This is a genomic window from Rhodococcus sp. NPDC003318 (genome assembly GCF_042879035.1).
In the GTDB taxonomy this organism is placed as follows: Bacteria; Actinomycetota; Actinomycetes; order Mycobacteriales; family Mycobacteriaceae; genus Rhodococcus_G.
In genome coordinates this window covers 73,592-92,203 of sequence record NZ_JBIAOU010000015.1, presented here as the reverse complement: position 1 = coordinate 92,203, position 18,612 = coordinate 73,592, and the positions used below count along the sequence as shown (strand labels likewise).

Sequence of the window (18,612 nt, the reverse complement as noted above, 5' to 3'; positions counted from 1 at the left end):
CGGAGGTTGGATCAGCGCGAGGAGGCGCGGACCGGGAGTGAGTCGTCGCGGCGTAGGGAGAAGAAGTGCGGCCGCTCCGCGTCGCGCAGGTCCATCCAGCCGATGACGGTGTCGTCGTCGATGCGGCGGAACACGTCGTTGATGGGATGGGCGTCGTAGATCATCGTCGCGGTGTCGACGCCGCGGAAGTTGGTGGTGCGCAGTCGCGCCTTGGGCTTCCGCGTCGCCACGAGCGGCCGAGCGGTGGTGACGAGCTTCGACAGGTCCTTGCCGTCGAACGACGGCACGACATCGGCCGTCAGGAGAGTGAACGGCACCCGCTTCGGATCCAGCGCCCACAGCGACCGGCCGTCGGAAGACGGAAACAGCAGGGGGTGAACGGTTTCCGCGTCCACGAACTGCTTGCCCCACCACCCGCTGGCGTCGAGCATGCCGTCCATCTTGTTGCCGGTCCGCAGCTCGGCGCCCCGCCAGGTTCCGATCATGAAGTCGGGGTCGACGGGCGCGGCGTCGTCGAACACCGCCTGCGCCTCGTCCACCGACGCGCGCTGCTCGACGATGATCCGCTCGGCTACCGACATGGGTCCTCCTGACTGTAGTTAACGACCATTCTGCACAACGCGCCTGGCGAGGAGGAGGAAAACCGGTCGAACCGACGTGCGATGTGGTCTGTCGGACGGGTGCGCTACTGTCTCGCCCGGGAATCGACGTTGGGGGCGTTGTGCCGATGAAGGTTGATCCCGACATGCTGCGATCGTTCGCGGAGTCGGTGTCGGAGGTGTCGAGATCGCTCGCGTCGGTGGACGTGAGTTCGCCGTTCGCCGATGCGCAGGGGGCGCTGCCGGGCACGGCATTCGACGACGTGTGCACAGCTGGGCTGGGCGCGACAGCGGTCGGGCTGCGGAACGTGTGCCGAATGCTCGGCGAGATCGCCCGCATCGCCCGCATCGCCCGCGGCAACGCCGCCGACTACGACGTCAGCGAAGCCGACTTCACCGGCGCACGGCACACCATGGATGCACCGGCATGAGTCTCACGGTGTCGCATCCGGCGTCGCTCCTCGCGGCGGCCGACGGTCGAGGACTGGACACTCGACGCCACCACCCGCTACGTCGTGACGACGACTCCCACCGGAATGTTCCTCACCCAACTGACCATCACGACGCCGGCCGACCGAAGCGACGACCTCGACGCGGACGTCGTGGCCGTCAACCTCGGTCTGACAGTCGCGAGTCAGGCGACGAGGTCCTTGTACTCCGGGTTGCGTGCGACGAAGGTGTCCACATACGAGCAGGAGGTGGCGATCTTCAAGCCGTCGGCGCGGGTGGCGTCCAGGGCGGCAGCGACGAGCTTGCCCGCCAGGCCCTGCCCGCGGAACGCGGGGTCCGTGACCGTGTGGTCGAAATCCCGGACCTCGCCGAAGACGGTGTAGTCGGCGTGACCGGCGACCCTGTCGTCGACGAAGATCTCGAAACGGTTCTGCTCCGGCTTGTGCTCGATGCGATGCGTCACGGTCGCGGCCCTTTCCTCAGAGGATTGCCCCGCACATTCACGATGCGAGGCACTGCAACCTTCAACATCCCAGGTCGAGCCGCTATTCCTCACCCACCACGCTCGCCCCGACGCACCCCGGCGTCGCCGTCGACCCGTCCGCCCACACCACCAGAAAATTCGGATCCGGTCGTGAGGACAGCCACCGCGCCGCATCGGCGCCCCGCGCATACGCCGCCGTGGCGTCGATGTCCGCCCACGTCAGGGACTCACCGATGACGGTGACCGACGCGACGCCCGTCGGTGGACGACCTGTGCGGGCATCCACCAGATGACTGCCACGATGCGCGGTGCCCGAGGTCGCGACGGCACCGGTGTGAATCGGCACCACCGCAACCAGCCGGCTCGTGTCCAACGGGTTCTCGATGCCGATACGCCACGGCGCCGCAGCCGGATCATGCGTCCGACACGTCATGTCACCGCCCGCGGACAGGCAGAAATCGGTCTCGTCGAGCGCGCGCAGGAACTCGGCGGCCCGCTCCACCGCCCACCCCTTCACGACCCCACAGGGATCGAGAACCGTGCCGCCGGCCGGACCGGGTCGGCGGATCGCGAACGCACCACCCGATTCCCGTTCCGCGCGGTCGCCGAGCGCGAACACCTCCGCCACCGCCGGCGGCAGCCGATCCGTGCCCTCCTCCCCGCGAATCAACCGGGACACGAACGAGTCCGCGCGGAACGAACTGAACAGCCGGTCCGCTTCACGAAGCGACTCGAGCACCTCGTGCCACGCGCGGAGCCCCGCGTCGTCGGCGGCATGTCTGCCGCGAAGCGCCAGGCTGATCGGCATCCCCATCACCTGCTCGACACAGCGGCGGGTGCCGTCGCCGCCGCTCACAGCCCGGCCTCGTCGAGCGCCGCCTGCAGGGACTCCACGTACCCCTCGCTGGTGACCGTCGCACCGCTGACCATGTCGATGTCGGTGCTCTGCGCGTCGAGGGTCTCGTCGATCAGGACCGGCAACGCGCGGGCGTTGATCTGCTTGTCCTTGTTGTTGTTGGCCGGAGCCACCGGGACGGTGACATCGGTGATCGTGCCGCCCGACACCACGATCTGCACCTGCACCGGACCCCAACGGGTATCGGCTGCCGGGCCGACGATCGTGGAGGACGCCGACGGTTCCGGACCACCTGCCGACGCAACGGGCGCCGACGACGCGTCCGCGGCGGGGGAGCCGGTGCCCTCGGGACTGCCCGACACCACCGCAGCCGTGTCAACCGTGGCAGACGCTGAATCGATCGGCCCCTCGGTGGACGTGTGATAGCCGAACAGCAGGACACCGGTCGTGATCGTGGCCATCAGCCACAGGACGATCTTCCTCATCGCGACGTCACCATCCGAAATTCTCGGTGTGGATGCGGCCGGCGGGAACACCGGCCGCGCGGCTGGTTCGGCGGACCAGATCCGTCCACGGTTCGGGGCCGCAGACGTAGACGTCACGGTCGGCGATGTCGGGGGCCCAGTACGTCAGCGCGGTGCGGTCGTCCACCTCACCCATACCGTTGCCGAGCCACGACCCGGGACTCCGCCGCGGGCCGGGGAGCCACACGATCTGCAGGCCTCGCCGGGCGGACAGGTCCTGCAGTTCCCGGACGAACAGCGGGTCGGTGGTGTAGCGGAGCAGGAGAGTCGCCTCGCCGGGCCCGTAGTCGAGTCCCTCGGCCAGCGCCCGCAACGGGGTGGCACCGACGCCGGCGCCGATCAACGCGACCCGACGCGCGCTGCGAGCCCGACCCGACAGCCGACCGTACGGGCCTTCGAACAGCACCGGAGTACCCGGTGTCAGGGCCTGGGTGCGGGCGCTGCCGTCGCCGAGGTCCTTGACGGAGATCCGCAGGCTCCGACCGTCCGGAGCCGCCGACAGCGAGTACGGGTTCGCACGGGTCCACCCGGGACCGTCGACGAAACGCCACTGGAAGAACTGACCCGCATCCGCGGGCAACCGGTCGAGCGCCCGGCCGGCCATGTGGACCGAGACGACCCCGTTCCCCTCGGGAACGACGGCGGTGACGCGCAGTCGGTGCCGGGCGTTGCGCCAGACGGGCAGTCCGACACGCCAGACGAGGACGGCGGCCGCGGCGAGTGCCCACAGCGTCCACCAGTAGATCGTCGCCGCGGCGGAGGCGAGGAATTCCTGCCCTGTCCACAGCTGATGCGGCAACGCCAACCCCACGCCGAGGTACGCGTAGAGGTGCAGCAGGTGCCAGGACTCGTACCGCAGGCGGTCGCGGACCGGCCGGACACTGGTGACCACGATCATCAGCAGAAGCAGGGTGCCGGCGACGGCCAGCAGCATCCCGGGGTAGTCGACGGTCAGGTCCCACAGCATCGACGGCACGTCCGCGATGTCACCGCCGGCGTAACCCCAGGTGATGATCCCGACGTGCCCGACCATCAGGACGAACGACGTGATGCCGACGACGCGGTGCAGACCGATCAGCTCGTCCTGCCCGAAAGCGCGTTCCAGCACGGGGATTCGTGCGATCAGCAGTACCTGCACGAGCAGCAGTGCGGCGGAGACCAGCCCTGCGAGGCGTCCCACGGACGTCAGTGCGGTGTCGACCGCCCCGAGATCCCGGATGCCGCCGCCGGCCGTCCACCAGTAGGTGACCACGAGCAGGTTGAGCCAGAATGCGACGAGGGCCCCGTACCGGACGACCGTGTCGAACCGGTGAGCTGGGAATGGATCGGCCGTGGGGTTCTCCGTCCTGGCTGGTTCGCTTCGCCGTGGGTGCGCTTGCACGGGCGACATCGATTCGGTTCGCATCGGCGGTTCCTCGGGTACGCGGAGGTGGGAACCCGGAAGCCCCGAGGTCACGCCCCGCTGCGGTTGCGGAGTACGCGTGGGCTGCCACCACCGCGCGCCTGTTCAGTGTCGACGACCGGGCTGGGAGCCCGGATCGATCCGGCTGTGAATCACCTGGGAACGACCTTGGGGCCGGTGGGCCCCGCAGTTACCGACCCGGGCGCGCAGCGCGGCGAGGGCGCGCGGGTGCGGGCGCCGAGCGTGCGAAGAACGGCGAGGGTGCGGTGGATTGCCCTCACGTCACCGACGCCGGGCCCCTGCGAGATTCAACCTGTCGAGCCGCTGCTCCCGCAGTGTGTCGACAGACTGTCGCGGGGTCCACCGAGCGGAGTCGGTGGTCAGCAGCGGCTGGGTTCGCCGATCTTGACCACGGAGAGGACAGCTTCGGCCTCCGAGACGGGCGCGCCGGGGAGAGGGGTCTGCCCGACCACGATCCAGTTCGAATCGACGAGCTGGCGTCGGCCCGCGCCTGTCGCATCGGCACTGCGTGAAAAGAAGACGCCTGCCAGCTGAAGGCGATCCTGTGCCGCCTGAAGGTTCATGCACATGACATTCGGCATCGTCGCGGTGACGGGTGCAGCTGCAACGGCGGTGGGTTCGGGTGTGGCGATCACCGAGGCCGGTGCCGCGACCGGGACGGTCGATGTGATCGGCCGCGTACTCGGCACAGTCGTCGATGCCGTCGTCGGTGGTGCCGTTGTCGTGGTCGCCGACTCTTCCGAGGCACTGCTGTCGGTGCTGCCGCAGCCGGCGATGAAGTCGTTCTGCTTGTCGCCGAGGTTGCGGATGGTGACGTCGCTGCGGAGCCGCGCCGGGCACCTACGTCGTGCTGTTCGCGGACACCTTCTCGTTGTCCTCGGACCGCATCGCGTGGGTCGACACGCTGTAGACATGCGTAGTGGGAACCGGCCGGACGCCCTGCGTGCGGCCGGGTGTCTGCGTACGCTGCCGAGGAGACCCGAGAGGCGGACGCATGAGCGCACCCGATCCGACCCAGCGGCTGGCCCTGATGCGGGCCTTCGCCCAGAGCTACCGCGACCGGCAGTTCCTCGCCGAGCACTACGACCTCGCCGACGGCTACCTGCAGACGACCCTGTCCGACGACTCGCGGATGCCGCTGACGTTCTTCGTCGAGTACAACAACGCGTGGTGGTTCGAGATCGTCACGGCGGTGGCCGTTCCCGCCGTCGGCTACGACCCGGACAGCGACACCGGATTCATCGTCCTCGACATCGAGTACGACACCGACGTCCTGCGCGCCATGCAGCACGTCCACTTCGGCGGCGACGTCATCAACCGCATCCGCACCTACGCGGCGGGCGCGTTCTTCACGTTGCCGAGGCCCCTCGTCGAGCTCGACAGCCACGGCAACCGGTTCTGGCTCGAGACCGGCTACCACCTGCGCCCGTCCGCGGAGGCGGCGCGCGACTTCCTCGACTCGGAGTCGGGCCGCCGGTTCGCCGACGACGAACCCACTGCCACACCGGTTTCCCGGATCCGGCGCAACCTGGACGAGTTGCTCGGCCGGATCTGACCGGGACCCGTCAGACGCTGATGCCGGCGGTCCGCAGCGCGGGGGTGAGGGCCGCGAGATCGGTCATGTGGTGCAGCCATGTGGGTCGTTCGATCGGACGCCACCGCCACCGACACCGGATGCCAACGCCGCGCCGCGACGACCCATCCGTCGCCGCCCGGCATCGCGCCGGCGGGCGCCCAACGGGCCGCCCGCGGCATCCACGTCAGTGCGGCCAGGCCGACCGTGGCGAGCCGAGAATCGAGACGAAGGTGTGTGCCCGAGGTCGCTGGTCAGTCGGTGCTGATCGGCGAAGCCGGTGCGCAGCACAGGGAATCGCGGCAGGCCGGGAACAACGAAGCGGGTCGGGCGGATGTAGTTGCGCACACGCGAACCGTCGGGGTCGGGGAAGTGCTCACCGGCAGGGCCGTACGTCCACGCGGTCGCCGCCGCGCGGTGCGTCTCGCCGGCGCCGAGGGAGATTGCGACGTCGTCCTCCGGACTTCGCGGCCTCGACGGCCAGCAGACTCGACAGTCCGGGCGCGATACCGACACCGAGCAGCACCGGCCCGTCGACGGATTCGAGCGTCCGCGCGTACGACGACGCCGCGGTGATGTCGACGAACGGAATGCCGCGCTCGGCGACGGACGCCGCGAGCGCCCGGGTTCTCGGCGCCCGCGCAGTTCACCAGGATCGACACGTCGTCCAGTGCCGCGACGAGTGAGGCCGGGTCGGTCAGGTCCACCACCCGGTCCGCCCGCGCCGGGTCGCGTCCGGCCGCGATCGCCGGGATGCCGTCCCCACGAAGCCGCTCGACGCGCTGGCGTCCTACGCTCGCATCGGCCGCTGACGGGCGGGTCGCGGGCCGGTACGCGCGACGAAGGCCCGTGCGGCACATGCGCGCACGGGCCTTCGTCGTGTGACGAGCCGGACTCAGCTCAGCTCAGGCCGCCGAACAGGATGACCAGCGCGTTCACCGTGTTGGTGATCGAGTCGACGATGCCGGCACCGACCAGGTCGACGCTGCCGAGCGGGATGATGGCGACGGTTTCGAGGGAACCCATGTGTACCTCCAGAATGCGGCGGGGCCGGGGCGGCCCTGCTGGGAAATCAACCCCGACGAGCGTCAGGGGGTTGTGCCGGCAACGCTGTCAGCGCAGCACGGGGCGTCGGGGACGGCTCAGCTGGCCGAGAGTTCGCTGAGCACGCTGATCAGGTGCGTCACCGATGCGATGAGCTGGCTACCCGACAGCAGTTCCTCGATCGATCCCATGTACTTCTCCTCACATGAACAGGCGACGCTCATCGCAGTCACGTTGAGCGGCAATGACCTTCGGGGGTTCGTAGGCGGCGGCCCATGAACTTAGGTGATGCTAACAGGTCGCTCGTCCGTGTGGGGACGCCAGGTTTCCGGGACGTGGTCAGCCCAACAGCTCGCGGATGTCCTCCACGGTCAGGGCCGACGTGAACGCGCCACCCTCGTCGACGACGGAGGAGAACAGTTCGGACTTGCGGGCCTTGAGCGCCATCACCTTCTCCTCGATCGTGTCCTTGGCGATCAGCCGGTACACCATCACGTTGCGGGTCTGGCCGATCCGGTGCGTGCGGTCCACCGCCTGCGACTCGGTGGCCGGATTCCACCACGGGTCGAGCAGGAAGCAGTAGTCCGCCTCGGTGAGGTTGAGGCCGAACCCGCCCGCCTTGAGGCTGATCAGGAACACCGGCGCGTCGCCGCCCTTGAAGTCGTCGAGCACCTTGGCGCGGCCGCGGGTGCTGCCGTCGAGGTAGGCGTGCGCGATGCCCTCGATGTCCAGCCGGTCCCGGACCCGGCCCAGGAAGCCGGTGAACTGGCTGAACACCAGCGCCCGGTGCCCGCCCGCGACGACGTCCTCGAGCTGTTCGAGCAGGGCGTCGACCTTCGCCGACCCGATCCCGGCGTACTCGTCGTCGACGAGCGCCGGGTCCAGGCTCAACTGCCGCAGGACGGTCAGCGACTGCAGGATCGTGAACCGGTTGGAGTCGAGGTCCTCGACGAGACCGAGGATCTTCTGCCGCTCCCGCTGCAGCCGGGTGTCGTAGAGCGCGCGATGCCGCGGCGACAACTCGACCTCGAGCACCTGCTCCTGCTTCTCGGGCAGATCCGCGGCGACCTGTTCTTTGGTGCGCCGCAACATCAGCGGCCGGATCCGGCGGCGCAGCTGCGCGAGAAGTTCGGTGTCGCCGCCCTTCTCGATCGGGGAGCGGTAGAACTCATGGAACCGTGTCGGATTCGGGAACAGGCCCGGCGCGGTGATCGACAGCAGCGACCACAGCTCCATCAGGGTGTTCTCCATCGGCGTCCCGGAGATCGCGATCTTCGTCGGCGCCTCGATCCGTCGCATCGCCTGGTACGCCTTGGACCGGTGATTCTTGACGAACTGCGCCTCGTCGAGCAGCAGCATCGACCACGGATGCGCCTCGTACTCCTCCGAGTCGAGCCGGGCGAGGGTGTACGAGGTGACGACGACGTCGGCGTCCTCGATCGAGTGCGTCAGGGCCGCACCGCGTTTGGACGACGTCTCGGACATGGCCGCCACCCGCAGGTGCGGGGTGAACCGCGCCGCCTCCGACGCCCAGTTCGCGACCACCGACGTCGGCGCCACGATGAGCACTGGGGCGTCGGCCGGATTGTCCTGCCGCGCAAGGCAGATCAGCGCCAGCGACTGCACGGTCTTGCCGAGGCCCATGTCGTCGGCGAGGATGCCGCCGAGCCGGTTGGCCCACAGGAACGCCAGCCAGTGGAACCCCTCGAGCTGGTAGGGCCGCAGCGTCGCCTGCAGCGTCGCGGGCGGATCCAGATCGGCGGTGCCGGTCAGGTCGAGGAGGCCCTGCACCTGCTCGCGCCACTGTGCGGCCTGCCGCTCCACGACGCCGAGCGCGGCCAGTTCCTCCCACAGCCCGGCCTGGAACCGGCTCAGCCGCAACCGGTTCGGGTCCTGGTCGTGCAGTTCCCGGGCCTCGGCGATCAGGCTCTTGAGTCGCTGCAGTTCCGGTTTGTCCAGCGACAGGTATGCACCGTCGGGCAACAGCAGGTGCGAGTCGCCGGCGCTGAGTGCGGCGAAGACGTCGCGGAACGGCACCGGCCGGTCCTCGACGCGGACGGTGATCGACAGGTCGAACCAGTCGCCGTCGTCGGTGGCGTCGGTGCCCACGCCGATCTGCAGCGTCTCGCCGGCGTCGCGGTAGTCGGCGGCGCTGCCCGTCACCCGCACCTCGACGTCCTCGCGGCCATGCAGCAGCGGAAGCAGCTCACCGGTCAGCCGTGCCGTCTCGAGACCGTGCAGCGTCATCCGCGGGTGCGGGCGGGCGTCCGGCGCCGAACGCAGCCCGAACTCCTCGAGCGGCGCGTCGAGAGCGGCGAGGACGGCCCGCTCACTGTCGACGTCCCGGAATGCCTCGTGCCGTGGCGCGTCCAGCGCGACGAGCTGTTCGACGCCGTTGATCCGGTACCGGAACGACCAGGCCAACACGGCGTGATGGCCGGCGGAGTACGCCACCTCCAGCAGCAGGCCGGGGCCGTCGACGGTCGGCGGGGTGAATCCGCCGTCCACGGAACGCACGGTCGCCGCGCGCTGCAGCCGCGGGAAGTACTCGGCGGCGAACCGGTCCGCGTCCTCCTCGGGCACCGACACCGACGCGTTCCCGATCACCAGATCCTGCATCCCGCGCGGCGCCTGCCCCGTCAGCTGCGCCAACCGGAACGGCCACTGCTCGGGGTCCGCACCGCGCTGCTCGTCCGGACGCAGGTACAGCACGCCGTGCGGGTCGGGCCCGATGAACCCGAGCACGATCACCGGCAGCGCGGAGTCGTCCGTGTGGATCGTCGGAGTCAGCTGCAGACCGGTGTCGGAGCGGTCGAGGTCGACGACGAGCGTCGCCTGCGCGTGCCGCGGGACCGGGCCCATGCCCTTGCGGTGGTAGACGAATTCGATTCCGGCGTCGCGCATCTCGTCGATCAGCGCCCACAGGCGGGGCGGGCCGATCGCGGTCAGGTCGATGTCCTTCTCGCTGACCTGCCCGTAGTAGCCGCGCCGGCCCACCTGGTACGTCGACCACAGCTCCGACAGCAGCGTCACGTGCCGGACGTCCGCATCGCGAAGGCCCGCGAGTCCCGACCAGTTCATGTTGCCGTTGACCCATCCGGTCTTGCCGGGCCGCAACAGCCGGGCAGTCACGCCCCACGCCTCCGAACGCGGGCCACGCCGCAGCGCCAACTGCACACCCAGCGGGACCGAGTCCGGTGACGCGGCGGGCTCGGACGGCAACGCGGCGTCGAGGATCGTGTGCCAGCTCGGCGGCTCGTCCACAACCTCCGCCGCTGCCGACTCGAGCAGGACCACCGTCAACGCGACCACGTGCTTGCAGTTCATCCGCACCGGACACGTGCACTGGCCGAACACGAAGTCCAGGTCGTCGCCGTTCTGCCGGAACTGGGCGACGGACTCGTACACCTCCGTCCCGTCGACCGTCCCGACCGCCACCAGGTCCTCCTGGTACCAGTCGATGCCCGCCACCGCCCCCGACCGGGCGTACCGCGACCCGCGGCTGAACGCACCCTGCCCGACCACGCGTGCCAGGGAGGCGAGCGTGTGGGCGCGGCGCGCGTCGGAGGTCATGTATCGACGGTACCGGTGCCGCGCGGGCGATCGGCCTCAGGTCAGGCGAGGGACACCGGGTGGAAGTACAGCGCCGTGTCCGTCTCCTCGATGCGGACGTCGACCGTGTCGCCGACCCCCAGATGGTCGTCGACGTCGATCCGGGTACTCGACCCGAGCGCAGCCCGCACCGACCGCGCCGGGATCAACCCCTGCCTGCCGTCCGGCGCGATCGCGAGGGCATAACGCCGACCCGTGCGCGTCACCCGAGCGAAGACGGTCGGCTCGTCGGTCCCGCCGCGTTCCGCCGAGTCGCCACCGGCCGTCGGCGGTGCGGTCTGCCGGTCCAGTTCGGCCGCCAGCAGGTCCGCCATGGTGTCGACGTTGTCGAGGAGCTCCGCCATCCTGCGGGCCACGTCGCGGTGGAACTCGTTGGGTTTGAGTGCCTTGCCCGGCTTGTACATGTCCTCGTGGGTGAGCTCACCCCAGGCGTCCTGCAGTCGCGTCTTCACCTGAACCTCGACCTTGACGGGCAGGTCGCCCTCGTGGGTGGCGACCTTCACCAGGAGCACCGCGTGAAAGGCGCGGTAACCGCTGTCCTTCGGGTGGGCGACGTAGTCGTTCGGTGGATGAGCGAGACGCACCGAACACGTCGGGGACGCACACGCCTGCTGCAACTTCTCCGTGAACGCAGACAGATCCCGCGGCGTCTTGCACAGCACCTTCACTCCGAGCAGGTCGTGCACGACGTCGGCGACCTCCTCCGGCGTCGTGGGCCGGGTGATCTGCCCCGATGCCTCCTTGCGGAGGATCTTGTCGACGGTGCGGGCCCGATCCTTGATCCGCGCCGACTCCGCGTTCAACCGGTCGCGGTCGAGGTCCTCGAGCACCGAGTCGGCGAGCGTGTCGAGGAACGTCTGCGCGGTCACCAACGCCGCCGCCCACGCGCGTTCCCTCTGGTCGTACAGCTCGTCGACCAGGATGGCGAGAGTGTCTGCGCGCTTGCTCCTACGCATGATTTCGGGGGGTGCGTCAGTTGGGTTCGTCGAAGAGCGTCTGCTCGCCGGGGTCCGGGAACAACTCACCCTGCCGCGGCGGCTTCAGTTCGCCGCGCTGCACCTCGACGGCATCCGGTTCGTCGTCGACGAGACCGTCGAGGACGCCACCGAACCGCCGCGCGAACCGGGTGTCGACGGTCCGGGAGAACGCGAACAGCTGCTGCAACGTGTCGAGCAGATGTTGCGGCACATACGGATTCGCCGACACCGACGCCCACACGTCGACGCGGTCGGCGGTGAGCGTGAACTTCAGGTGCGGCCACCGACGGTTCAGGTCCGCGCACAGTTCGCTGGCGCGCGTGCGGTCGCTGACGTCCCGGACCAGCGGCACCCGGACCTGCACCTCACCGCCGTCGAGATGCGGACCGACGAACCCGGCGAGCGGACCGATCGCCAACACGAAGTCGTCCGCATCCTCGTCACCCGGCGGCTCGTCGAACAGCTGCGACAGCGTCAACCCCACCAGCTCGAACAGGTGGTCCTCGTCCCGCGGCGACACCGCCGCAGTCAGGTCCAACGCGAACGACTCCTCGTCCGACAGCACCTCCGGTTCCATCGACACGTGCTCGATCGACCCCGACGCCTCGATACGCAGGAAGCTGGGATGCGGCACCGACCACACCTCCCGGAACACCGACGTCGCCATCGCCGCCAGCTGATCCGCCCAGTTCGCCGGCTTGTCGACGAAGAACGCGGGCGACCCCGCGTCCGGCTCGTCGTCCGGATCACGCGTCGGCCGATGCCACCCGAGCTGCACCAGACGCACCTCGTCCGCCTCCGACAACCGATGCCGCGGATCCAGGTACGCGTTCGACGGCACCTCGCACCGCACCTGCCCGTCACCCCACGCCAGGAACTGCACGCACGGCACGAACCCCTCGACGCTCGACTCCTCGCCCAACTCCAACGCCAGCAGGTCGTCCTCACGCATCGCCGCGATCACGTCCGCGAGCCGCTGCTGATGCTCTGACCAGGCGCGATCGATGCCGGCGTCGAAGTCCTCGAACTCGGTCATGGTCCCCCCAATCAGGTGTGTCGCTGTCAACACCACGCTATCGCGGCACATGCCCGCCGGCTCGGAGCCGGGCGGGGTGTTCGACGGAGAATTCCGCCCCAGCGGAACCGGAGACGGGGATGCTGCGTCCTAACAGGATGAATCGGTCTGGGGAGCGGGGTGGCATGCGGGTCGGGAGCATCGTGGGGGTGGTGTGCGCCGCAGCGTTCGTCGCTGCAGGTTGTGGCACCCAATCGGTGGACGGGCAGGCAGGAGCGGAGGGGGTTTCCGCTGGTGATCCAGCATTCAGTCCGTGCGACGACATACCGGACGAGGTTGTGCGGGAGGTCGGGGTGGATCCGGCGACCGAGGAGCGGGACATCGACGGCATCGACCAACCTGGGTGGAACATTTGTTCCTGGTCGGGTCCGAAGCCCGCGCTGGCCGTATTCGCGACCAACTACACGCTCGATGATGTTCGCGCCAAGGAGGGCAACGTCGCCTTCACTCCTCTCGACATTCCCGGCAGGACTGGATTCGCGTATCGCCAGAAATCGGACATTGCCGGTCGGAATTGCGACGTCGCGCTCGAATCGGCAGACGGCTCAGTTCTGGTGTCCACGACCTACCTCGGCATCGACCCGATCACTGAAGACGCGTGCGTAGTTGCGACTCGACGAGCACACACGCTGGTCGAGTACATCCCGGAATGAGTACAACTATTTGTTTGGGGGAAAAGTGGCGGAGTCGCTCGCCGGTTGGACGGAGTTGGCGCAGGCAGTGGACTCGGGACAGCTTTGGCTCGCGCAGGGCGTGGCACAACAGTGCGCACGCCACTGCTCCGACCTCTCGAGGAAACTGGTGGAAATTCAACATCGAGCGAGAAGCCTGTCGCAGGTCGACGGATTCGGCACGTTCCCCTCCGGTATTGCGTTGGCGAAGAAGTTTTCGGACAAGGCCTCGGGTGGGGTGTATTCGATGGATCGGGCGCTCGCCGACCACATTGCGGAGGTGGAGCGGATGCGTGAGGTGTTCGTGAAGATCGACGCCATGTACCGGGACGCGGACGATTCCGGGGCGCAGTTGATCACGGGAGCCGGCTCCGGATCCTGACGTCCGGACGAAAAGGGGGGAAGACACAGATGGGACTGTTTGAATCCACGATGCCCAGTGTGGAGGGCTTGACCGATTCGCTGGAGCGGTTCGCGTCGGCCGCCACGGAAGTCGCTGCCGGCGTGCGCGACGGAGCTGTCGAGTTGGTGACGGGCCGCGACCTCGAAACAGAGCGATCCGCGCGGAATGCGCAGGCGCACGGAAACGAGGAACGCGACGGCATCCACACCTGTCAGTCCGAACTGGGCGGCCGGTTCACCGGCGACTGGGACTCACAGGTGTTCGTCGAGGAGAGCTTCGACTCCATGTCCCACGAGGACATCATGGCGTCCGTCGACCGCATGGACCCGGCGGCGGTGGATGCGAGCGCACGTGGTTGGACGGCGATCGGCGACGCGCTCGCCGAAGCCCTCGACGACTTCAAAGCAGCGATCACATCCGAGATGAACGCCGGTTGGTCCGGTGTCGCCCACGACGCGGCAGCGAGTGCAACGGCGAACTACGTGACCGCGTCCGACCAATTGGCTGTCGCGGGCCTGCTCGTCGGAACGAAGGTCGCCGAAGTCTCGACAGGCATCACCCAGGTCAAGGCGACGGTACCGCCGCCCGAGAACTCGTCGTTCTTCGAGAAGGCCCTGGACTACACCCTTCCTCGGCTTACGTACAAGGCGTTCAACCACGAGCGGACCGAGGCGCGCGAACAGGCCGTACAGATCATGAAGACCGTGTACTCGCCCGTCATGCGCGAAGCGGACACCCGGGTACCGACGCTGCCGGCCCCGGTCAGCGTCGTCGCTCAGGACCAGAGCCAGACAGCCGGAACGCCACAGGGTGCCGGTTCCTCGGCAGGGTCGAATCCGACGTCGACCTACACGGGGCCGTCGAACTCGGGCGCTGGAGGGACGCCGAGCGGAGGGACCGCGGATGCCGGCTCCACCGCGCACGACGCTGCCGGTGACGGTGCGACAACCGCCGCGCCGCAGCCGGGCATGGCCGATGCCGGCACCGCACCATCCGGCCTCGAGGATGGGGACGGAGCCGGACACCGTTCGCTGCAGCAGGATTCGCCGGCTGCATGGACCAGGCCCGCCGCGGTCGGCGGCGACGGCATCCCCTCGGGTGCGGGGCAGGGTGGACCGGGGCCCGGGCACGTTCCCTCGGGGGTGACCGGCAGCGGAGGCTCGACGGCGAACCCGTACGGCGGCGCCGGTGCATCCGGCACCGGTGGCTGGGGCGTCGGAGCGCACGGCGGCGGCGTGAACGGCGGATCCGGCGCGGTCGGCGGGATCGTCGGCGGCCCCGGTGTGGTCCCTGCAGCGGGCGCGGCGTCACCAGGATCAGTCGCGGCCGCAGCGCGTGGTGGCGCGGCAATGCCGGCCGCAGGCATGATGCCCGCCGCAGCACGCGGCGCGGGTGGCGATGACACGGAGCACGCAACTCCCGGCTACCTCGTCACCGTGGACAACGGAAACGACATCGTCGGCACACTGCCACTGGTGGCTCCGCCCGTCCTCGGGGCATGAACGGGCCGTGGTCCGGATCGTTCGCGGGGCCGGACACGCGCGAGCGGCCCGTGGGAACGGCTCCGGCCGACTCGGTGCTGTCGGATGCCGCCGTGGTGTCGGACACCACGACCGCCGTCGCGGTGAACGCGGCGCTGTGCGCGGTGACGGCGCTGGTCGTCGGACTGTTCGTGCGGCCCCGACCCACGCAGTGAGCTACGCCAGGACGGCTCCCGGATTGAGGATGCCGTCGGGGTCGAGGGCCGTCTTGATCCGGCGGGTCAGTTCCATCACGTCCGGCCCGAGCTGGTTGGGGAGCCAGTCGCGCTTGAGTCGTCCCACGCCGTGTTCGCCGGTGATGGTGCCGCCCAACCGGATCGCGAGGTCCATCACCTCGCCGAACGCCCGCCGGGCGCGCTGTGCCTCGTCGCGGTCGTCCGGATCGAAGACGATGAGCGGATGGGTGTTGCCGTCACCGGCGTGCGCGACGACGCAGATCCGCACCGCGCAGTCGGCGGCGATCGCCTCGACACCGGAGATGAGTGTCGGCAGCGCCTGCATCGGCACTCCGACGTCCTCGAGGAGCAGCGAACCCAACGCCTGCACAGCCGGGAACACCGCCCGCCGCGCCGCCGTGAACGCCTCGCCCTCGACGGGATCGTCGGTGGCGAACACCTCGGTGGCGCCACAGGTTTCGGCTGCGGCCACCATTTCCGCGATCTCGAGCTCCGCGGCCGCGCCGGGGGCGTCGGATTGCGCCAGCAGCAGGGCGCGGGCCGAACGGTCCAGACCCATGCGCACCGAATCCTCGACCGCGTTGATCGACGCCTGGTCCATGAACTCGAGCATCGCCGGGCGCAGCGTCCGCGTGATGGCGAGGACCGCTGCGGCCGCCGCGTCCACCGTCGCGAACGACGCCACCATCGTCGATGCGGGCGGCTGCGCCGGGATCAACTTCAGGGTGATCTCGGTGATCACACCGAGCGTGCCCTCGCTGCCGACGAACAGTTTCGTCAGCGACAGGCCCGCCACGTCCTTCAGTCGCGGGCCGCCCAGCCGGACCGCGGTGCCGTCCGCGAGCACCACCTCCAACCCGAGGACGTAGTCGGTGGTGACGCCGTACTTGACGCAGCACAACCCGCCCGCGTTGGTGGCGGCATTGCCCCCGATCGAGCAGATCTCGAACGACGACGGATCCGGTGGGTACCAGAGTCCGTGTTCGGCGACGGCCTGCTTGACCTCCGCGTTGAGCAGGCCGGGCTGCACGACCGCGGTGCGCGTCACCGGGTCCACCTCGATGGCGCGCATCCGCTCGGTGGACAACACGATCCCCCCGTCGACCGCGGACGAGCCTCCCGACAGTCCGGACCCGGCACCCCGCGGTACCACCGGCACGCGGTGTGCACTCGCCCAGCGCAGCACCGCCTGGACGTCCTTCGTGCACGTCGCGCGGACCACCGCGAGGGGAGTGCCTGCGTTCGGGTCGGCGGCCCAGTCCTGGCGGTAGCCGGAGACGATGTCCGGATCGGTGAGGAGTGCGCCGTCGGGCAGGTCGGCGGCGAGGGCATCGAGATCGGCGGCAGCGGTGGTCATGACCCCCATCATTCGCCCGTGGAGCGCAGGTGACCACGCAGCGCGCGCTGTATCGCCGCTACCGTGCACGAATGCGGACAGTCGGTGTGGACCTGGCGGCGGAACCGGCGAAGACGGCGGTCGCGACGGTCGAGTGGGGTGACGGATCCGCCCGGGTGATCGACCTCCGGCTCGGCGCCACCGACGCCGACATCGTCGAGGCGGCGATCCGTGCCGACCGCATCGGCGTCGACGCGCCGTTCGGCTGGCCGGACGCCTTCGTCGAGTTCCTCGCTGCGCACCACCGCCGGAGTCCGGTGCGTGATCTCGGGCTGGACACCCGCGCGGGGCGGCTGCCGCTGGTGCGCAGGCGGACCGACCGGATGGTGCACGCGGCGACGGGCATCGTTCCGCTCAGCGTCTCGACGGACCTGATCGCGCACGTCGCGCTGCGCTGTGCGGGCCTGCTCGCCGATCTCGCCGTGGCCGGGGTCGACACCGGCCGCGTCGACGGCCGGGTTGTCGAGGCGTACCCGGCAGCCGCGTTGCAGCGGTGGGGCCTGCCCTTCCGCGGGTACAAGGGGACGGTGAACGCGACCCGGCTCGCCGCGCTGACCGGCGAAATCGAGGTCGCCGCTCCCGGTCTCGAACTCGGCGGGTTCCGCGCCCGGTGCGTCACCTCCGACGACGCGTTCGACGCGGTGATCGCGGCACTGATCGCGCGGGCGGTCGCCCTCGGCCGGACCGCGCTGCCGGATCCCGGTGACCGCGACGTCGCGGACCGGGAAGGGTGGATCCACCTGCCGACCTCACCGCTCGACACGCTCTTCGGCTGACGCCCGAGGCGGCCCGCTCGGCGGTGGGATTGCCGGCGCCGCGTTCCGTTTCGGCCGGCACGCAGGATTGCGCCCCGCGCAAGCCGGCTTTCAGCCGACCCGCTCGGCGACGAGGAACGACGCGATGCGGCCGATCAGGTCGTACGGGATCGGCTTCGTCAGCGGGAATTTCGCCGTTCCGGGGCCCGACCGGTACGGGGCGAGGTCGGCGGCGAACGCGGCGTCCCCCTCGGGCAGCGGGTAGACGCTCACGTGGTGTTTCCATCCGGCGAAGTACACGATCGACGTGCCGCCGACGATCAGTGTCGGGATCTGGTAGCTGATCTTCTCGCCCGCGCCGGGAACGGCCTCGTGCAGCGTGCTCCGGATCTGCTCGAGTACGGCGCGGGTCTCCGCGGGGAACGATTCGAGATACGCGTCCACGGTGTCGAATTCGATAGCCAAGACAGACCTTTCGCTGCGTGGTGAACTCTCACTGGGCGTCCACCGCGGTCACCTGCAACTGTTCGACCTCCGGTCGCGCGCACCCGGTGCCCGCATGTGCCACGTACAGTGCCTGGGAGTCGTTGGGCGGATAGATCCGCAGCCCCGCGACAGGGGTCGGTTCGCATTGCGCCGGTGTGTAGTTCACCACTTGCGCGGCCCGGACCGTCACGGTGGCGCGGCCGCCCGGCGCAAGCGTGACCGGTTCGCCGATGTCGCCGGAGTGGGTGGCGGCGGCGCCGACCTCGGTGCCGTCCTTCGCGGTCACGTAGGAGACCCCGGGGAACCCGTGCAGGCTGCAGGCGCGTTCGCCGGTGTTGACGAACCGCAGCGGGATCGTCACCGACCCGGCCGACTCGTCCGTCCTGGTGTCGGTCACCGACAGGTCCGACGCGGTGCAGGGGTCCGGTGCGGGTCCCGTCGTTCCGGCCGCGGCGGTGCCGCCGGACAGGCCGGGAGCCGCGATGGAGGGTGTGGCCGGCACGGCGCCGCCGAGGTGGGGCTCCTCCGTGCCGCAGCCGGTGAGGACGGCCGCGGTCACCGCGCCGA

20 protein-coding genes are annotated in these 18,612 nt (G+C 69.6%); 7 read left to right on the top strand and 13 right to left on the bottom strand.

Annotation, left to right across the window (positions count from 1 at the left end):
- Window positions 1-11 precede the first annotated feature (11 nt).
- The gene (locus tag ACFYVR_RS20750) at window positions 12-581 is read right to left on the bottom strand and encodes a DUF4334 domain-containing protein (protein ID WP_387476640.1); all 570 of its coding nucleotides are present in this window, start codon (window positions 579-581) and stop codon (window positions 12-14) included.
- Between the two features lie 146 nt (window positions 582-727).
- On the opposite strand from ACFYVR_RS20750, the gene ACFYVR_RS20745 reads away from it, so the two are divergent.
- Entirely contained in the window at window positions 728-1,030 is a 303-nt protein-coding gene (locus ACFYVR_RS20745; RefSeq protein WP_387476638.1) for a hypothetical protein, read from the top strand.
- A gap of 203 nt (window positions 1,031-1,233) precedes the next feature.
- Here ACFYVR_RS20745 and ACFYVR_RS20740 read toward each other — a convergent pair whose 3' ends face one another.
- From ACFYVR_RS20740 to ACFYVR_RS20720, 5 genes are all read right to left on the bottom strand, one after another.
- Complete coding sequence (locus ACFYVR_RS20740) at window positions 1,234-1,707, bottom strand: GNAT family N-acetyltransferase (protein ID WP_387476636.1); 474 nt, start codon at window positions 1,705-1,707, stop codon at window positions 1,234-1,236.
- Complete coding sequence (locus ACFYVR_RS20735; RefSeq protein ID WP_387476634.1) at window positions 1,595-2,389, bottom strand: FAD:protein FMN transferase; 795 nt, start codon at window positions 2,387-2,389, stop codon at window positions 1,595-1,597. Before ACFYVR_RS20735 ends, ACFYVR_RS20740 begins: the two co-directional genes overlap by 113 nt.
- On the bottom strand, window positions 2,386-2,874 hold the full coding sequence (locus ACFYVR_RS20730) for an FMN-binding protein (protein WP_387476632.1): 489 nt from the start codon (window positions 2,872-2,874) through the stop codon (window positions 2,386-2,388). The genes ACFYVR_RS20735 and ACFYVR_RS20730 overlap by 4 nt, the downstream gene beginning before the upstream one ends.
- A 7-nt stretch (window positions 2,875-2,881) precedes the next feature.
- Window positions 2,882-4,318 carry a ferric reductase-like transmembrane domain-containing protein gene (locus ACFYVR_RS20725; protein WP_387476630.1) on the bottom strand — a complete coding sequence of 479 codons (1,437 nt, stop codon included), beginning with the start codon at window positions 4,316-4,318 and terminating at the stop codon, window positions 2,882-2,884.
- A gap of 377 nt (window positions 4,319-4,695) precedes the next feature.
- Window positions 4,696-4,899 carry a calcium-binding protein gene (locus ACFYVR_RS20720; RefSeq protein WP_387476628.1) on the bottom strand — a complete coding sequence of 68 codons (204 nt, stop codon included), beginning with the start codon at window positions 4,897-4,899 and terminating at the stop codon, window positions 4,696-4,698.
- A gap of 431 nt (window positions 4,900-5,330) precedes the next feature.
- Here ACFYVR_RS20720 and ACFYVR_RS20715 point away from each other — a divergent pair, with 431 nt between their 5' ends.
- Window positions 5,331-5,891 carry a hypothetical protein gene (locus ACFYVR_RS20715; RefSeq protein WP_387476626.1) on the top strand — a complete coding sequence of 187 codons (561 nt, stop codon included), beginning with the start codon at window positions 5,331-5,333 and terminating at the stop codon, window positions 5,889-5,891.
- 918 nt (window positions 5,892-6,809) lie between these two features.
- Here the strand turns inward: ACFYVR_RS20715 and ACFYVR_RS20710 are convergent.
- The 4 genes from ACFYVR_RS20710 to ACFYVR_RS20695 form a co-directional block, all read right to left on the bottom strand.
- Window positions 6,810-6,935, bottom strand: coding sequence for a hypothetical protein (locus tag ACFYVR_RS20710; RefSeq protein WP_387476624.1), 126 nt, complete (start codon window positions 6,933-6,935; stop codon window positions 6,810-6,812).
- A gap of 357 nt (window positions 6,936-7,292) precedes the next feature.
- Complete coding sequence (locus ACFYVR_RS20705) at window positions 7,293-10,526, bottom strand: SNF2-related protein (protein ID WP_387476622.1); 3,234 nt, start codon at window positions 10,524-10,526, stop codon at window positions 7,293-7,295.
- A gap of 41 nt (window positions 10,527-10,567) precedes the next feature.
- The gene (locus ACFYVR_RS20700) at window positions 10,568-11,521 is read right to left on the bottom strand and encodes a GTP pyrophosphokinase family protein (RefSeq protein WP_387476620.1); all 954 of its coding nucleotides are present in this window, start codon (window positions 11,519-11,521) and stop codon (window positions 10,568-10,570) included.
- 16 nt (window positions 11,522-11,537) lie between these two features.
- Window positions 11,538-12,578 carry a hypothetical protein gene (locus tag ACFYVR_RS20695; RefSeq protein WP_387476618.1) on the bottom strand — a complete coding sequence of 347 codons (1,041 nt, stop codon included), beginning with the start codon at window positions 12,576-12,578 and terminating at the stop codon, window positions 11,538-11,540.
- A gap of 164 nt (window positions 12,579-12,742) precedes the next feature.
- On the opposite strand from ACFYVR_RS20695, the gene ACFYVR_RS20690 reads away from it, so the two are divergent.
- The 4 genes from ACFYVR_RS20690 to ACFYVR_RS20675 all read left to right on the top strand — a co-directional run bounded on the left by ACFYVR_RS20690 (window position 12,743) and on the right by ACFYVR_RS20675 (window position 15,387).
- On the top strand, window positions 12,743-13,270 hold the full coding sequence (locus ACFYVR_RS20690) for a DUF3558 domain-containing protein (protein WP_387476616.1): 528 nt from the start codon (window positions 12,743-12,745) through the stop codon (window positions 13,268-13,270).
- A 25-nt stretch (window positions 13,271-13,295) separates the two neighbouring features.
- A complete protein-coding gene (locus ACFYVR_RS20685) occupies window positions 13,296-13,670 on the top strand; it encodes a hypothetical protein (RefSeq protein WP_387476614.1) in 375 nt (124 codons plus the stop codon).
- 68 nt (window positions 13,671-13,738) lie between these two features.
- Window positions 13,739-15,193 (top strand): hypothetical protein, encoded by a 1,455-nt coding sequence (locus tag ACFYVR_RS20680; protein WP_387476612.1) that lies wholly within the window; start codon window positions 13,739-13,741, stop codon window positions 15,191-15,193.
- Between the two features lie 50 nt (window positions 15,194-15,243).
- Window positions 15,244-15,387 (top strand): hypothetical protein, encoded by a 144-nt coding sequence (locus ACFYVR_RS20675; RefSeq protein ID WP_387476610.1) that lies wholly within the window; start codon window positions 15,244-15,246, stop codon window positions 15,385-15,387.
- Window position 15,388: 1 nt separating this feature from the next.
- Here the strand turns inward: ACFYVR_RS20675 and ACFYVR_RS20670 are convergent, their stop codons facing one another.
- Window positions 15,389-16,774 carry an FAD-binding oxidoreductase gene (locus ACFYVR_RS20670; protein ID WP_387476608.1) on the bottom strand — a complete coding sequence of 462 codons (1,386 nt, stop codon included), beginning with the start codon at window positions 16,772-16,774 and terminating at the stop codon, window positions 15,389-15,391.
- Window positions 16,775-16,836: 62 nt separating this feature from the next.
- On the opposite strand from ACFYVR_RS20670, the gene ACFYVR_RS20665 reads away from it, so the two are divergent.
- Window positions 16,837-17,580 carry a DUF429 domain-containing protein gene (locus ACFYVR_RS20665; RefSeq protein ID WP_387476684.1) on the top strand — a complete coding sequence of 248 codons (744 nt, stop codon included), beginning with the start codon at window positions 16,837-16,839 and terminating at the stop codon, window positions 17,578-17,580.
- 90 nt (window positions 17,581-17,670) lie between these two features.
- Here ACFYVR_RS20665 and ACFYVR_RS20660 read toward each other — a convergent pair whose 3' ends face one another.
- Window positions 17,671-18,024: an iron chaperone gene (locus tag ACFYVR_RS20660; protein WP_387476606.1), complete on the bottom strand. Its 354-nt coding sequence runs from the start codon at window positions 18,022-18,024 to the stop codon at window positions 17,671-17,673.
- Window positions 18,025-18,052: 28 nt separating this feature from the next.
- Window positions 18,053-18,604 (bottom strand): DUF4232 domain-containing protein, encoded by a 552-nt coding sequence (locus ACFYVR_RS20655; protein ID WP_387476604.1) that lies wholly within the window; start codon window positions 18,602-18,604, stop codon window positions 18,053-18,055.
- Window positions 18,605-18,612 lie beyond the last annotated feature (8 nt).

Excerpts from the sequence above, each read along its gene's own strand:
- ACFYVR_RS20725 (WP_387476630.1), bottom strand. The coding sequence starts at position 4,318 with ATGCGAACCGAATCGATGTCGCCCGTGCAAGCGCACCCACGGCGAAGC.
- ACFYVR_RS20705 (WP_387476622.1), bottom strand. The coding sequence starts at position 10,526 with ATGACCTCCGACGCGCGCCGCGCCCACACGCTCGCCTCCCTGGCACGC.
- ACFYVR_RS20740 (WP_387476636.1), bottom strand. The coding sequence starts at position 1,707 with ATGCGGCGCGGTGGCTGTCCTCACGACCGGATCCGAATTTTCTGGTGG.
- ACFYVR_RS20745 (WP_387476638.1), top strand. The coding sequence starts at position 728 with ATGAAGGTTGATCCCGACATGCTGCGATCGTTCGCGGAGTCGGTGTCG.
- ACFYVR_RS20670 (WP_387476608.1), bottom strand. The coding sequence starts at position 16,774 with ATGGGGGTCATGACCACCGCTGCCGCCGATCTCGATGCCCTCGCCGCC.
- ACFYVR_RS20715 (WP_387476626.1), top strand. The coding sequence starts at position 5,331 with ATGAGCGCACCCGATCCGACCCAGCGGCTGGCCCTGATGCGGGCCTTC.
- ACFYVR_RS20710 (WP_387476624.1), bottom strand. The coding sequence starts at position 6,935 with ATGGGTTCCCTCGAAACCGTCGCCATCATCCCGCTCGGCAGCGTCGAC.
- ACFYVR_RS20690 (WP_387476616.1), top strand. The coding sequence starts at position 12,743 with ATGCGGGTCGGGAGCATCGTGGGGGTGGTGTGCGCCGCAGCGTTCGTC.
- ACFYVR_RS20695 (WP_387476618.1), bottom strand. The coding sequence starts at position 12,578 with ATGACCGAGTTCGAGGACTTCGACGCCGGCATCGATCGCGCCTGGTCA.
- ACFYVR_RS20665 (WP_387476684.1), top strand. The coding sequence starts at position 16,837 with ATGCGGACAGTCGGTGTGGACCTGGCGGCGGAACCGGCGAAGACGGCG.
- ACFYVR_RS20750 (WP_387476640.1), bottom strand. The coding sequence starts at position 581 with ATGTCGGTAGCCGAGCGGATCATCGTCGAGCAGCGCGCGTCGGTGGAC.
- ACFYVR_RS20700 (WP_387476620.1), bottom strand. The coding sequence starts at position 11,521 with ATGCGTAGGAGCAAGCGCGCAGACACTCTCGCCATCCTGGTCGACGAG.
- ACFYVR_RS20730 (WP_387476632.1), bottom strand. The coding sequence starts at position 2,874 with ATGAGGAAGATCGTCCTGTGGCTGATGGCCACGATCACGACCGGTGTC.
- ACFYVR_RS20720 (WP_387476628.1), bottom strand. The coding sequence starts at position 4,899 with ATGAACCTTCAGGCGGCACAGGATCGCCTTCAGCTGGCAGGCGTCTTC.